A 14,913-nucleotide genomic window follows, 5' to 3' on the forward strand; every position below is an offset into this window, starting at 1 on the left:
TAGCCGCCAACCTTATTTATTTCCTCTTTGCTGCTTGACTACTGATTAGTAATAAGTAGTAGTTGTAAGAAGTAAGAACCTCAAGCCCCGGTACAGCAATGTAACGGGGCTTTTTGCTTTATAGGGAGATTGGGAAGGTTAAGAGGGGGGGGAAGTTATTAACCGCTCTTTAATATCCTGAAGAAGACTATAACGAAGTCTACTACAATTATGAACTTGGGGCTCTTGTAGTTTAAAAGACCTTAAATTATGATTCATAATAGACACTGCTAACCCGTTTTTTATTGGTGGTACGTTTCTGATGATACATTTTTAAGTTTTCATAGTCTTGAAAAAGCTTTCTTCCACTTGTCTTAATATAGTCTTTGTAAATCCGACTGCTCTGCTTCTCTTTTTTAATAAAACTTTAGTATATGAAAAGTGCTGTATCCTTTTTGCAGATGGAATTAAATATTTTTCACGCATACGAATAGAGCAAAATTTATTGAGTTTTGCTCTGTCTACTTATAATTCTCCGCTAGTTAAGGATAGTTGAGGTAAGGGGCCTAGATAGGCTCGTAAGTAATATCACGTACCTATAGCTGATTGGTTGCACTAGACAATGAGGGTCCGAATAAGAGATTTGCATAGATGCTTATTATGCTTGCTATCTTATTGCGGAAATAAAACTGGATCTAAACATTGATTATTTCGGAATGATTGGGATAATTTTGGGCATCGTGGTTGCGCATGAATTTTCCTGGCCGGTGACCAAGGTTATAACTGCTGCCGAAAATCAGCCAACAGTTGGCTACAGCCATAATGCCGTTTGTGGTGTCAGCATATTTTCCCTAATTGCTCTTGCTTTAACGCTACAACATGGTAGCCAATTCACGTTAGTAATAATAGTAAACTTTTCGCCCCGTTTCTGTTATTCTACACAAGAACACTATAGAAAACTCACTTACAACTGTCGCTTTAACATGGCAGAAGCGTTTTTGTCGGTAAAGTAAGTGTTTGACTTAGCGTTCTTGTATGGCTATTGTTATACAGCACACTTTTAAGTGTACTGACACGATTATATCGATTCTATCAATATATCTACTACATATTTGAATATTACGCCTTTCTACTCTGTCCTGACTTTATTTAAATTTTCATCGATAAAAGATGTAAGTATTTTTTTTTGAATACCAGTTCTGAACTGCTCGTCAGTTACATTGATGCAGCGGTTATTCCTCTTGCTCTAGATGGCTTCAGTTTGCTATTTTAAACATCCGTGCATTCTCAACTATAACAGAGCCGCGAGAGGGTGTTTAAAGGCCAATATGCCTTTATCTACTTCATCTTCTACCAACGGCTTGATGTTTACGCTAATTCTTTTAAGCCACTTCTCTGCGCCCTAAAACTTTACATCTGCTTAACGCTATTCGTATAAGCTTTATTCAGAAAGTTTATATTGTTAAAATAAAAAAGCCTCCCAGATATTATCTAAGAGGCTTTTTTATTTTACTTTTGTGATCCCGCTGGGATCACATACCTTTTAACTAACATTTACTTAAAATGCCTTTAATTATCAAATAAAGCTATTTTCTATAAATATTTTACCCTTTTTTTCTTATCTTTACTATACTTAATGGAACCTATAACGGAACCTAAATTATGAAAGTATGGCCACAGTAAAGCTGATTATCCGGGAAAATAAAATAAATTCAGAAGGATTATGTGTCATCTACGTTAAGTACACCCATAATCAAAACTATACCTTATTTAGCACCGGTGAGAAAGTTGCGCCGGAATACTGGGATGCTCGAAATCAAAAGGCAAGAAAGTCTTTACGGGGATTTAATGCCTTAAATGAAACCATCCAGGTTAAGGCTGAGGAAATTAAGGAAATTTCCCGTATTGCGAAGCAGAATAAACTAGACCCAACTTTAGAGCACGTTAAATCAGTTTGGAATTCTAAAAAGCCAAATTTTCCGGAAGTAAACAAAGATTTCTTCTCCTTATTTGAAAAGTATATACTGGAAACTGCCTCTTCTAAAGCCTACGGAACGAATAAGCATTATAAGTCCTCCCTCAACCATTTAAGGGAATTCTCTATTTCCAAAAAAATTAAAATCTCATTAGAAAAAATGAACCTGGAGTTCTACGATAAATTTATTCAGTTTCTTACAACTAATAAAAAAATGAGTGGTGGTTCAGTTAATAATCAGATAAAAAGGTTGAAGGTCTTTCTCGGTTATTTATATGAAAGAGGTATACATACCGATTTATCCTTTAAAAAATTTCAAAGAGTTAAGCAAAATGAATGTGATATTGTATACTTAACTCAATATGAATTAAATACTTTATATACTTATAATTTGGAAGGAAATAAAAGGCTTGAAAAAGTACGGGATTTATTTGTATTAGCCTGTACCACCGGTCTCCGTCATTCTGACTTTACCGCTTTGAAGCCGGAAAACATTAAAGAAAATTATATTACCCTTTCTACTCAAAAAACAAAGGACCCGCTAAAGATACCCCTTAATTATTATTCTAAAGCTATATTAGCTAAGTATGACAATAGCCCGCCAAAATTATCACAGCAAAAGTTTAATAATTATATCAAAGAGTTAGGTCAATTATGTGGAATAGATGAACCTACTGAAGTAATAAAGTATAACGGAAGTACCAGAATTAAAAATACCTCTCCTAAGTACGAATTGCTTACCAGCCATACTGGCCGGCGAACCTTTATCACTCTTTCATTAGAAAAAGGAATGAGAGCCGAAACTGTTATGAAAATAAGTGGTCATAAGGATACTAAAACTCTTATGCGCTATGTAAAAATAACAGATAAAGTTAAAGAAGTAGAAATGTTAAAGGCTTGGGACAATTTCAACACTGCTTAGCCAATATTTTAACCGGGCAACAATAATTTAAAATTATAAAAGATATAAATTACCAATTTAGTCGTTCACAAAATCTAAATCACCATTATAGTCTTCCCAGGTGCCATATTGCCCATCTGTTAACGCATCAAAAGCATCCTTTTCACTTTCTGCATAACTAAGAGAGCTATCACCATCAAAATTTTTTAAATACCTGGTTACTAATGTCAATTGTAAACTCAAATACTTATCGGTCAATTTAAACTTTACACACCAATCATAAACATATTTAGTTAATTCTTCTAATCCTAATTCAATTTGAAAATCCTTTTGGCAGAAAGACTCTAAAGATTTTTTATTTTCCCAATTTTGAATTATTAAATTATTTAGATTTAAAGAAGGAAATTTCTCCCTGTATTTAACATAGTCTTTCAAAGCTTGGTCCAAATTTGTTATTTCACTGAACAGAATAGATTCAACATTATCCGAACAGAATGGGGTCATAAAAGCATTAATACCATAGCCATTTTCAAAAAAGTAATCTTCATATTCAAAGTTTGAATAATCTATATCTACATAAAGAACTACGATAGCATCTCCAACCATTTTAAAAATATGGTGTTTTTTAAAAAAATAGTCCTCCTGATATTTACTAAATACCTTAAAATCATTAAAGTCAACTAATTTTATTTTAATTTTAACTTTCTTGTCAGAGGGTTTCACTAAATAATTCTTATTCAAAAAGCTATGAACTCTCTTAGAAAAATACCTAGCATAATAAAAGCCATTGTGTTGGCCTTTAAAGGATAGATTTTCTGAATTCCTTAAATAAGAGCTCTTTATTCTCGTAAATTTATTTCTATTGTAACAAATGAAAATATTACTGTTATAAGAATAAAAGTCTTCCCCTTTTTCGGCAACATTATCTCTAACCATATAGCAACTTTTAATTTTTAAGATATTTGAGATATTAGCTAACTTGGTATAGTTCTTACCTACAGCGTTTGGGGATAAACCAGAATTAGAAAGAAACTGAACTCCATCAAAACATTTTTGAGTAAGTGTAAAATTATGAATGTTAATAATACACCAACTTAAATAATTAACATTTTCAATACATACCTCCTCAACTATTTTGCCACAATATTTTCCAAAAGGTAAAATTGCATCTATGGTAAACAGAAGAAAGTCAGCATTTTTTAAGTTCTTTTTCATAGATTTAAGTACTCTTTATATTAAGATGTTAAAAATATAAAGGGGCTTGGTAAGATAGTTTGCTTTTAAAAAGGCTATTTAACTAAAATTGCATCCTCAATAATTTTATCATTAGGAACCGATTCTTCAACTGCCAATTCATTCAAAATAGAAGTTTCCTTTAGATAAGGTCTTTAAACAATAATCCCTTTATCAATAAAGCAAAATTTTATATATTTTCCGTTCTTTATTTTACTTTCCTGTATTTTGCTTATTTTAAGCTTTCGAAGCATGCTTAGCACTTAACGCAGCAGGTATAGCAACAATCGCTTTTTATTTTAAACACCTCTTATGGCAGCTTTAAGCTGGAACGAAGTAAAAGACCGCGCTGTGCGGTTTAGCAAAGAATGGGAAAACGAAACCAGCGAAGACGCGGAAGCCAAATCTTTTCTGGATGGCTTTTTTAACGTGTTTGGCATTACCCGCCGGCGCATGGCCGCCTTTGAACAGCGCGTAAAAAAAGCCGGCGACCGGGATGGGTTTATTGATTTGCTCTGGAAAGGCGTAATTCTGGTGGAAATGAAAAGCCGGGGCAAAGATTTAACCAAAGCCTATAAACAAGCCATTGATTATTTTCCGGGCCTGAAAGATTACGATTTGCCCAAATATATTCTGGTTTCGGATTTTGAGAAGTTCCGGCTCTACGACCTGGAAGAAAACACGCAGCACGAATTTTTATTAAAAGACTTTTACCAAAACGTAAAGCTGTTTGGGTTTATACTGGGCTACCAAACTAAGAGCTACAAGAGCGAAGACCCCGTAAATATTGAGGCCGCCGGGCGCATGGGCAAACTGCACGACCAGCTAAAAGCCATTGGCTACGAAGGCCACGAACTGGAAGTATACCTGGTACGCATCCTGTTTTGCTTGTTTGCAGAAGACACCAGCATTTTTGAGAAGCGGTATTTCCAGGATTATATTGAGCAGAAAACCGCCGAAGACGGCCACGATTTAGCGGCGCACTTGGCTCAGTTGTTTCATATCCTGAATACACCCCCTGAGAAGCGCCTTCGGAATATTGATGAGCACCTGAACGGGTTCCCATACGTGAACGGCAAGCTGTTTGCCGAATATTTGTCACCGGCCAGTTTTGACAGCAAAATGCGGGAGGTTCTGCTCAACTGCTGTGCCCTGGACTGGAGCAAAATATCGCCGGCTATATTTGGGTCGTTGTTCCAGAGCGTAATGAACCCGCAGGAACGCCGCAACCTGGGCGCGCACTATACCTCCGAAAAGAATATTTTAAAACTCATAAAGCCGCTGTTTTTAGATGCGCTCTGGCAGGAGTTTGAAAGCATAAAAACGAATAAAAACAAACTGCCGGAGTTTCATAAAAAACTAAGCACCTTAAAATTCCTGGACCCGGCCTGCGGCTGCGGCAACTTTTTAATTATTACCTACCGCGAGTTGCGCCTGCTCGAAATAGAAGTCTTGCGTGCCCTGAACAAAAGCGGCCAGGGCTGGCTAAATGTAAGCGATATTATCTGGCTCGATGTGGATATGGTGTACGGCATTGAGTACGAAGAATTTCCGGCCCGTATTGCCGAAGTAGCCATGTGGCTCATCGACCACCAGATGAACATGCGCATCAGCCAAGAGTTTGGGCAATATTTTGCGCGTTTGCCCCTGAAAAAATCCGCGAATATTACCCACGGAGATGCTTTAGCTATTGATTGGGAATCAATAATTTCTATTAACCAGCTTTCCTATATCTTAGGAAATCCGCCTTTTATAGGTTCCAAAATAATGAAGCAAAACCAGCGGGATGATGTAATAAGATTATTTGGAAATTCAGATAATGCTGGTGTTTTGGATTATGTAACCGGTTGGTATGTAAAAGCGGCTAAATATATTCAGAATACACAAATAAAAGTCGGTTTTGTTTCGACTAATTCCATTGTGCAAGGTGAACAAACCAGTATTTTATGGGGGCTGCTACTGAATAAATATAATATTAAAATTCATTTTGCGCACCGGACTTTTAAATGGAGCAATGAGGCAAAAGGTAATGCAGCCGTTTATTGCGTAATTATTGGCTTTGCTAATTTTGATGTAGCTAATAAATATATTTATGAGTACGAAAATATTAAAGGTGAGCCCCACGAAGTAAAAGCAAAGAATATCAATCCTTATTTGGTTGATGCCACAGATTTATTAATTAATAGTAAATCTAATCCGATAAGTAATGTGCCAAAAATGAGTTTTGGGAATATGCCTTTAGACGGTGGAAACTTATTGTTATCGGACGAGGAGAAAAATGAACTATTAATTAAAGAACCTAGCTCGGCAAAATATATTAAGCCATTAATTTCGGCTTATGAATTTTTAAATGGAAAAAGCCGCTGGTGTATTTGGTTAGTAGATGCAAATCCAAGTGAGTTAAAACAAATGCCGGAAATTTTAAAAAGAGTTGATTTAGTAAAGAAATTCCGTTTAGCTAGTGTGGCACCATCAACTCAAAAATTTGCAGCAACTCCTACTTTATTCAGAGATAGAAATCAACCAGATACTTATATATTAATTCCAAGCACGACTTCAGAAAATCGAAGATATATACCTCTTGGCTTCTTTACTAAAGAATATATTGCTAATAATAGCTGTCATACAGTGCCTAATGGAACATTATATCATTTTGGTATATTAACATCTGAAATGCACATGGCTTGGGTAAAATATATTTGTGGCAGATTAAAGAGTGATTTTCGATATTCTAAAGATATTGTCTATAACAACTTTCCGTGGCCGGAGAACCCGAACGAAAAGCAAATAAAAGCCGTAGAAGTGGCCGCGCAAAAAGTGCTGGATGCCCGCGCAGGCTTCCCCACCAGCTCCCTCGCCGACCTCTACGACCCGCTCACCATGCCGCCCGCCCTCGTAAAAGCCCACCAAGACCTCGATAAAGCCGTAGACCTTTGCTACCGTCCGCAACCCTTCGCCTCCGAAGCCAAACGCATGGAGTTTTTGTTTGAGCTGTACGAGAAATATACCGCTGGTTTATTTGTGAAGGAGAAGCCGGGAAAGACTATCAAAATTAAAGCTTAATCTTTCTATAATATGCAAACGCTTTATCAGGTTCAAGGTATAAGTTCTGACCACCCATATAACCTCAGGAATTTAGGAGAAAGAACCGGGATAGGAGGAACTAGGGTTAGGAGAACGGGAGAGGCCTCTAGGGAAAATAGAACCAGACCAACAACTATTCAGGATTATGACAATGAATTTATAGGCCGCCTAGTTAATTTTTACCCAGCGTACGAAGTAGAAGAATTTTTAGAATATCATTTTAGTAAAACTGATTTCAAACCTGAGTTATGGTTAAAACATTTAGAATATGAAATTATAACCAATAAGGTTTTTGATAAAAAGGAAACTGAGAACTTTAAGAAACTTATCATAGGTTGGGTTTCTAAAAGGAAAGAGGATATTGGTGTTACCTTGAATAAGGAGTTTAATATAGGTAACAAATACAATATAAAATGGCAGGATGATCAGACTAATTTAATTGAATTAGTATATGCTTTAATAGAAAGTGGTGTTATCAAGTACAATAAGAAGAAAGATGTAGTTAATGCCTTTTCGGAATTTTTTAATTTTAAAATTCCCAATCCAAACCAAACTCTTAATGCAATAAAAAGGAGAAATAGTGATAACCCAACTATTTTACTTGATAAACTCAAAGATGGCTTTATAAACTATTTGAATAAAGATGAGTAAAAAAAATTTGCTTTTAGTAAGCTTTTAGTAAAAGAACTATTTTTCTCTGCTTAACTAGACTTGCATTGTACTTTTAACAAATAAAGCGATGCAGGAACATTTAGAATTATTAATCCCTATTATTACACTACCTCAATTTCGTAAAATATTAGCGGAGGTAGTAAGCGAAGAAATTAACAAAAATCATAACTACCACACGGAACCTGAAACTGAGAAGTTATATACCATCAGAGAAGCCTGTAAATACTTAGGCTTATCCAAACCTACTATTTATTCCCTTATGAAAGAGGGTAAGTTGAAGTCAACTTACCTGGGAATAAACCGGCTTCGGTTTCAGAAACAAGATTTACTAGCTTACATCAATTCAGGCCGGAAATGAGTGGGCTCTACACTTCCGCCGTAAATGGTTCGGGTAAACTTAACCTAGAGCATTTGAATGTAAATTCAGATCCCGTACTGAGTAAACTAGCTAATGAGGCAACAAATTTTAAAGTTTCAGAACCGGACTCGGGCCATCAGCAAAGTAAACACCCATTTGTTTATACTGGTAAAGAATTACTAGCCCATGCCGTCCAAGAGATTCCAACCCTTATTAAACCCATTTTTCCACAACGGGGATTAATTGCACTGGCTGGAAGTAGTGACACCGGAAAGAGTACCTTATTAAGGCAGTTAGCTATAGCAGTAAGCTGTAAGGAAACGCACTTTCTAAATTTCCCAATTCAGGCCCGTTATTCAAGTGCTATTTATGTATCTACCGAAGATGACGAACTAGCCATTAATTTCCTGTTGCGTAAACAGAATCAAGGTAAGGGGTATAGTCCGGAGCAATACCAAGGTTTAAGGTTTATTTTCGATACGGAAGATATATTGGATAAGCTAGGAAAAGAACTAGCAGCTAATCCCGCTGATTTAGTTATTATAGATGCCTTTTCAGATTTATTTGTCGGGAGCTTAAACCAGACAAATGAAGTAAGGTCTTTTCTGAACCGGTACAAACTACTTTCGGATAAATACGACTGTTTAATAGTATTCCTGCATCATACCGGAAAACGTACAGATACCGGCACTCCTTCTAAACATAATTTATTAGGTAGTCAGGGATTTGAAGCGAAGATGCGCTTGGTTGTAGAGCTTAGAACTGACCCCGAAAGAGAAGAAATCCGGCACTTTTGCCTGGTTAAAGGAAACTACCTTCCACAGGCATATAAAAATCAATCATACGAACTCCACTTTGATGCAAACATGATTTTCACCAATACCGGCGAACGTACGGGTTTTGAAGCATTAAAAAGAGTAGAAGAAAATCCAAAAGAAAGTGCGCGAACAGATAAAATGCTTCAGGTAATAACCCTACTAAATCAAGGTAAAAAATATGATGAAATTGCTTTGGAAGTAGGTATCGCTAAAGGAACTATATCTAAATGGCTAAAGAAGTTTCCAGTTTCCATGTTTCCAAACCCATAGGAAATGGAAACATGGAAACACTAAAGTGTACAACAATGGAACCTAGAGAAACTACTAAATTCAGGTTTAGCGGAGGCGGCTATAAATGCCCTTATTGTTCTTCCGGAACAGGTTGGTCTTATTTGCGAAATCATGGCAAAGAGTTTGGCCAATGTTTCTCTTGTGGTAAAAAAAATTTCCCGGGAAAAAATTTGAATATCCCAACTCAATCTTATGCCTTAAAAGAGAAACCACTATTACCGGATAAATATATAAGTGAAGAGATAGTTCAAAAAAGTTTGAAGTGCTATGATTTAAACCCGTTCGTTCTATTTCTGGAAAGCCAATTCGGGAAGGATGGCACTCAAAAAGTACTGAGTCAATTTAGGATTGGAACAGCTAAAAATGGAGGAACAGTTTTTTGGTACGTTGATAAAGCCCGCAATGTCCGAAAACCAAAGGTTGTATATTATAATTTAGATGGTAAAAGAATTAAAGGTAAGAAGCCTAATTTTGGGGGTTATACCAATGATAAAGGTTATAGGCTCTGCTTGTTTGGAGAACACCAGCTACAAAAAAATTACTTTCCGGTAGATACCCCTGTATTTATGGTTGAAAGCGAGAAAACAGCTTGTATTGGTTATTTAGCTATGCCCCAATACATCTGGGTAGCAATAGGCGGAGATAAGGTAAACCTGGAACGGGCTAATGCTTTAAAAGGCCGTCAAGTCATAATTTTGCCAGATGCAGATGAGCCAGGACGTAAAGGTTCAGAAAGTACTTCTCAAATTTTAACCAAGCTGAGTATATCCAACAAAATTCTGGACCTATTTCCGGAAAGAAATGATAAAACAGACTTAGCTGATTATATTATTTCGCTTCATCATACAAATAAAACAGAAGTAATAAGCCGGCAAATACCCGTGGTTAATACCTTACCTGAGAATAAAAAAGTAATGTTAGAGGTCCTATTCCATAATAACCCAATACTGTGGAGCCTAACCGAAAAGCTTGGATTAGTAGTTAAAGATGTGAAGCTTACTTAAAATAAAAGGGTAAAGCAAAGGTAGGTAAGTGGGGCATTTAAAATACTGTAGCACAATGGCATTAGAAATTAGAAATGGAAGACCATATTACTATCGTAAGAAAAGAAAAGGCAATAAAGTAATTTCTATTTATGTTGGCAGTGGTGAATTTGCTTTGGTTTCAGCCGACCTAGATTTTTACGAACGATATAATAATACACAAGAAAAGAATTTAGAACGGAAAGAACAGGCTTTACACCTCCAAGCGGATAACGAGTTAAAATACCTGGAAGAAAAATTAAAAGAATTGTTTACCTGGATAGCCGTAGCAAATGGCTACCATAAACCTAAAAGGCAATGGAGAAAGAAACGCTAAAAGGAACAGAGTTAAACCGCTTTCGTGACCTCATGAAAATCTGTAACGATTCGGATAAAATTAATGCTAATGTTAGAAAAGAAATAAAACAGCTTATCCAAAACAGTCCGGAATGTAAAGAGTATGTTCAAGCACAGGAAGATATGTATCCTGTTGCACTAAGTACCCGGATTGAGAATATGAGTTGCTCAGATTCTTTTAGGGAGGTCATGTATGTTAAATGTGAGGAACTACGCCAAGAATTGGGTTATTCAACTTCAAACCGATTAGAGAAGCTGGCAATTGAGCAAATAGTCCTTTGCTGGTTTAACCACCACCAAACCGAAATAGAACACGCCAATATCCTTTCTCAATCTCCTAGTATTGAATTAGGTATTTATTGGGAAAAGCGATTAGCCTTTGCCAGCCGGCGTTATACTAGGGCCCTGGAGTTGCTTTCTAAGATGCGGAAAATGAATTTAGTGGTGCAGGTAAATAATGCTAATAACCAGTTTATAAATAGTAAGTAGGGTAAAACAGCTTTTTTATTAAATTATAGAATTCATTTGGTAAAAATTGTAGGAACTTGGGGTAAACCACACCATTGTGCAATATTATTGTATTTTCCTGCTAAATCCCGGGCTATGTCTATGCCGCCTTCTAAGGCTTTTATGGCTTTTCCTAATTGCTCGTTGCCATCGGTCATTGTTTCAACTATGCGCTTAAATTTGCTCATGGCTGGCGATTTCTTAACTTCCTCCGGGTTGGTTTCTTTTTCTATTTTCTCAAGAGCAGTTTCTAACGCTTGGAACTTCTTCTGAATTTCAATGTCATCTGTTAATAATTCTTTTAACTCGCTGATGTTTCCAAAAGCAGAAGAAATACTTTGAGTAAAGGTTATATTATTATCAATAGAATTTGAGTTACTTGAGTTTACAACAATAGAAATATTATGATTACTGGATAAAGCATCACTAAGAAGCTTCGTTAATGTTTCGTTATCTTTCCTCTGAATTCCTATAATACGATCTTGATTTTTTATTTGAACTTCAGCCAATTGTAATTGATTTTCCATTTTTAGAAGTAATATATCATTTTTGATAAATTCTTCTGGTTGGGCTTTCCTAGAAACTATAAGTTGGTATTCTTCAAGTGCTTTTTCGATTATTTCGGACTTACCATCCTTAGTTTCTACAATTAATCTAACAAGCTTGCCTTCTTGTTCAATCTTTACTTTTGCTTTCTCATTCGGATACTGCTCCCGAATATAAGTTCCAAAAAAGTTCAAAATCCCTAAGCCGGCTTCATGGTATTCCTCTGGAAACTCTATACTTTTATTTATTATTTCATTACTTTTTTCATTTAAGTTAGTGGTTTTCAATTCCACTACATTTCTAAAATCATCTAAAGAAAACGAGTCAGAATATGATGGAAATGTAAAACCAAGGATTAGGAATGGATATGGGTGGCTAAAAGGTGTAAGCGGCAAAAGCTGTTCTTCACATCTTTCAATAGTTGCTACGCCTAATCTATTTATATTAATACTTTGCGCAAAGTTTTTAGATGGGAGCAACATTATAGGGACTTTAACATAATTGTATTTCACTGCAAAAGTAGAGGTATTAAAAATCCAACTATGTATATTATTAATTGATCCGTGATAAGCCATAATAGAAATTCCATTTTTTAAATTCCCAACTCCTCTTAATTTCATATTATGTTCTACTCCTAACCCTCGAATATTAGTTATCCAATCCATTTGCAATAAAAGTTCACTCATTATTTCTGATTGGGAAATACTCTTTCCTTCTTTTATTCGTTTATGGAATTCTTCGATGAATTCTGGCAATATTTCGATTATCTCGTCTAATTCTAACCTATTTTCCTCTTTAACAATATCCCATGCTCCTTTATAACTAATAACTTTATTTACCATGATTTTAATTTATAAATCGATTCCTATATTAGCTTTTAAAGTAAAAAATAAAAACAGGCTATTAAAGTTATATAAATTATTTATTCATGCGGAAGTATGCCTTTTAAAGCATTAAATGTTTAAGAGTTACATTAAAAAGGTACATCAAATGTTTAGGACAAAAGTAAATGGAACCTATAATGTAACCTGCAAACAAAAAAGCCTTATAAGCTATTGACTTATAAGGCTTTATCTAAATGAAAAGTGATCCCGCTGGGATTCGAACCCAGGACCCATACATTAAAAGTGTATTGCTCTACCAGCTGAGCTACAGAATCTTTTTATTATCTTTACAACCGCCGGGCGTTTCCCTGAATTGCGATGCAAAACTAAGACACTATTTTATAAATGGCAAATAAATTGAGTAGTTTTTCTTTAATATTTTTTAATTTTTTTTTCATTTTAACCCAACCTGTTTACGCTCAGGAGAATAGCATTGAATTAAAAAGGGCCGATAGTTTGTTCCAAGAGCACCAATACGCCCAAAGCTTTGCTACTTATAAAAAAATCCTCGATAAGGAAGAAAAATATTCAGCGCAGATGCTCCTGAAAATGGCTTATACGCAGGAAGCTCAGCAAAATTATACGGCTACTATTTATTACCTGCACCTGTATTACAACAAACGGCCCAGCCGGGCAGTCTTGAAGAAAATGGAAGATTTAGCGCAACGGCAGCAATATTTAGGGTACGAATACAGCGATTTTGAATTTTTTCAAACGCAACTTCAGAAATATTATTACCCGATTTTGCAAGGAATGCTAATGTTGGCTGTGGCAATCCTGACTATCATGATTTTTATTTACCGTCAGAAAAAAATATTACCCGGTCGCACAGAACAGGTGTTGTTCCTAGGCTATTTATTATTCATTGGTTTTTATATCAACTTTCTTAGTTTTGGCCGAAAGGGAATAATCAGGCAGAACGGTATTGCCATTATGGCCGCGCCTGCAGCAGGCGCACGTTGGCTGGCAACCACTAACCAAGGGCACCGCATTAATTTAAAAGGTGAAAGGGATATCTGGTACGAAACCGAATGGAACGGCCAGCGGGCCTTTATCCGGAAAAAGAACGTATTGGAACTGCCGTGACAGTTAGCAGTAAACAGTTATCAGTAAATAGTTAACGATGTATCAGTTAACCTAAATAGAAGTATCAAAGTAAAGCTTACTTCCTTTCTCTTTATTTTTGCTGTATTTAAAGAAATAACGCGTACTACTACTTTTTCCTGTTAAATAATTTAGATAACTGATAACTGTTTACTGATAATTGCTAACTGATAACTGTTTAAACCGGTGAGTCTTTTTCTTTTTTGAAATGGTTGAGCACGAGGCGGTCGGTTAGGCTAGGTAGCCATTTATTCAGGAAAACCGTTAATTTGCCTTGTGCAGTCATTACTAAATCGCGCTTGCGCTGGTAAGTGGCTTTTAAGATGCGGGCCGCTACTTCTTCAGCAGACATCATTTTATCTTCCTCACGCGGCGATTCGCCCTGGGCCTGACCGTTGGCAGCTAAAGCAGCATTGCGGATGTTAGAAGCCGTAAAACCGGGGCAGGCAATCATTACGTGTACACCGCGGTCCAGCAACTCGGTACGTAAGGTTTCTAAAAATCCGTGCATGGCAAATTTCGAAGCAGAATAGCCGGTGCGGCCGGGCAAACCCCGGTAACCCGCAATAGACGAAATACCAATAACAGAGCCTTTGGTATTTAATATATGAGGCAATGCATACTTGGTAGCGTAAACAGTACCATAAAAATTAATATCCATTACCTTCCGGATAACATCCAAGTCTAATTGTTCGAACATGGCCCGCATAGAAATACCCGCATTGTTAATAAGAACATCCAATTTGCCAAATTGCGCAATTGTTTCGGTTACCATGCGTTCACAATCTTGCTCCTGGCTTACATCGGCTTGCAAAGCTAAATGCCGGATATTTTGCTGGTTTAATTCCTGGGCTGTTTGTTTTAAATTCAGCTCGTTTCGTCCGGTAATTACCACAACGGCACCAGCATTGCCAAAAGCAAGCGCCAAAGCTTTCCCAATGCCGGAGGTTGCGCCGGTAATCAGCACCACTTTATTTTTCATATTTATTCTAATCTGCTGTTTAATATTTGCGGTGAATATAAGCTTACCACAAACCGCACAAAGGTAATATTTTACGTTGGTTTAATAAGAAGAGCAACTCATGGGCTATCCAAACCTAACAGCTACAGGTGTAGCTAACCGGAAATTCTAAGAAGTCAATTAGAATAAGTACTTAAAAATTCGGGTTTAAAACCAATAAT

Annotated in this window: 13 protein-coding genes and 1 tRNA gene; 10 read left to right on the forward strand and 4 right to left on the reverse strand. The window is 36.3% G+C overall.

From position 1 onward, the window contains the following. The first annotated feature begins 695 nt into the window (after positions 1-695). On the forward strand, positions 696-992 hold the full coding sequence (locus tag F0145_RS18390; RefSeq protein WP_150090653.1) for a hypothetical protein: 297 nt from the start codon (positions 696-698) through the stop codon (positions 990-992). A 657-nt stretch (positions 993-1,649) separates the two neighbouring features. Then, positions 1,650-2,876, forward strand: a complete 1,227-nt coding sequence (locus F0145_RS18395) for a site-specific integrase (RefSeq protein WP_150090655.1) — start codon at positions 1,650-1,652, stop codon at positions 2,874-2,876. 57 nt (positions 2,877-2,933) lie between these two features. On the opposite strand, the gene F0145_RS18400 is transcribed toward F0145_RS18395, so the two are convergent. Next, positions 2,934-4,070, reverse strand: a complete 1,137-nt coding sequence (locus F0145_RS18400) for an exodeoxyribonuclease X C-terminal domain-containing protein (protein WP_150090658.1) — start codon at positions 4,068-4,070, stop codon at positions 2,934-2,936. 330 nt (positions 4,071-4,400) lie between these two features. On the opposite strand from F0145_RS18400, the gene F0145_RS18405 reads away from it, so the two are divergent. From F0145_RS18405 to F0145_RS18435, 7 genes are all read left to right on the forward strand, one after another. Beyond that, a complete protein-coding gene (locus tag F0145_RS18405; RefSeq protein ID WP_150090660.1) occupies positions 4,401-7,151 on the forward strand; it encodes a class I SAM-dependent DNA methyltransferase in 2,751 nt (916 codons plus the stop codon). Positions 7,152-7,163: 12 nt separating this feature from the next. After that, positions 7,164-7,823 (forward strand): RteC domain-containing protein, encoded by a 660-nt coding sequence (locus F0145_RS18410; protein ID WP_150090662.1) that lies wholly within the window; start codon positions 7,164-7,166, stop codon positions 7,821-7,823. 88 nt (positions 7,824-7,911) lie between these two features. After that, on the forward strand, positions 7,912-8,202 hold the full coding sequence (locus F0145_RS27040; RefSeq protein ID WP_150090664.1) for a helix-turn-helix transcriptional regulator: 291 nt from the start codon (positions 7,912-7,914) through the stop codon (positions 8,200-8,202). Further along, positions 8,199-9,290: an AAA family ATPase gene (locus F0145_RS18420; protein WP_150090666.1), complete on the forward strand. Its 1,092-nt coding sequence runs from the start codon at positions 8,199-8,201 to the stop codon at positions 9,288-9,290. Before F0145_RS27040 ends, F0145_RS18420 begins: the two co-directional genes overlap by 4 nt. Positions 9,291-9,325: 35 nt before the next feature. After that, the gene (locus F0145_RS18425) at positions 9,326-10,315 is read left to right on the forward strand and encodes a DUF6371 domain-containing protein (RefSeq protein WP_150090668.1); all 990 of its coding nucleotides are present in this window, start codon (positions 9,326-9,328) and stop codon (positions 10,313-10,315) included. Between the two features lie 55 nt (positions 10,316-10,370). After that, positions 10,371-10,670: a hypothetical protein gene (locus F0145_RS18430; RefSeq protein WP_150090670.1), complete on the forward strand. Its 300-nt coding sequence runs from the start codon at positions 10,371-10,373 to the stop codon at positions 10,668-10,670. Further along, positions 10,652-11,179 carry a hypothetical protein gene (locus F0145_RS18435; RefSeq protein WP_150090672.1) on the forward strand — a complete coding sequence of 176 codons (528 nt, stop codon included), beginning with the start codon at positions 10,652-10,654 and terminating at the stop codon, positions 11,177-11,179. The genes F0145_RS18430 and F0145_RS18435 overlap by 19 nt, the downstream gene beginning before the upstream one ends. Before the next feature lie 32 nt (positions 11,180-11,211). Here F0145_RS18435 and F0145_RS18440 read toward each other — a convergent pair whose 3' ends face one another. Then, positions 11,212-12,585: a hypothetical protein gene (locus F0145_RS18440; RefSeq protein WP_150090674.1), complete on the reverse strand. Its 1,374-nt coding sequence runs from the start codon at positions 12,583-12,585 to the stop codon at positions 11,212-11,214. Positions 12,586-12,829: 244 nt separating this feature from the next. Further along, positions 12,830-12,902, reverse strand: a tRNA-Lys gene (locus F0145_RS18445). A 70-nt stretch (positions 12,903-12,972) separates the two neighbouring features. On the opposite strand from F0145_RS18445, the gene F0145_RS18450 reads away from it, so the two are divergent. Then, the gene (locus tag F0145_RS18450) at positions 12,973-13,713 is read left to right on the forward strand and encodes an SH3 domain-containing protein (protein WP_150090676.1); all 741 of its coding nucleotides are present in this window, start codon (positions 12,973-12,975) and stop codon (positions 13,711-13,713) included. Positions 13,714-13,909: 196 nt separating this feature from the next. Here the strand turns inward: F0145_RS18450 and F0145_RS18455 are convergent, their stop codons facing one another. Continuing rightward, positions 13,910-14,713 (reverse strand): SDR family oxidoreductase, encoded by an 804-nt coding sequence (locus F0145_RS18455; RefSeq protein WP_190277594.1) that lies wholly within the window; start codon positions 14,711-14,713, stop codon positions 13,910-13,912. Positions 14,714-14,913 lie beyond the last annotated feature (200 nt).

Source organism: Adhaeribacter rhizoryzae, from assembly GCF_008629685.1.
GTDB lineage: Bacteria > Bacteroidota > Bacteroidia > Cytophagales > Hymenobacteraceae > Adhaeribacter > Adhaeribacter rhizoryzae.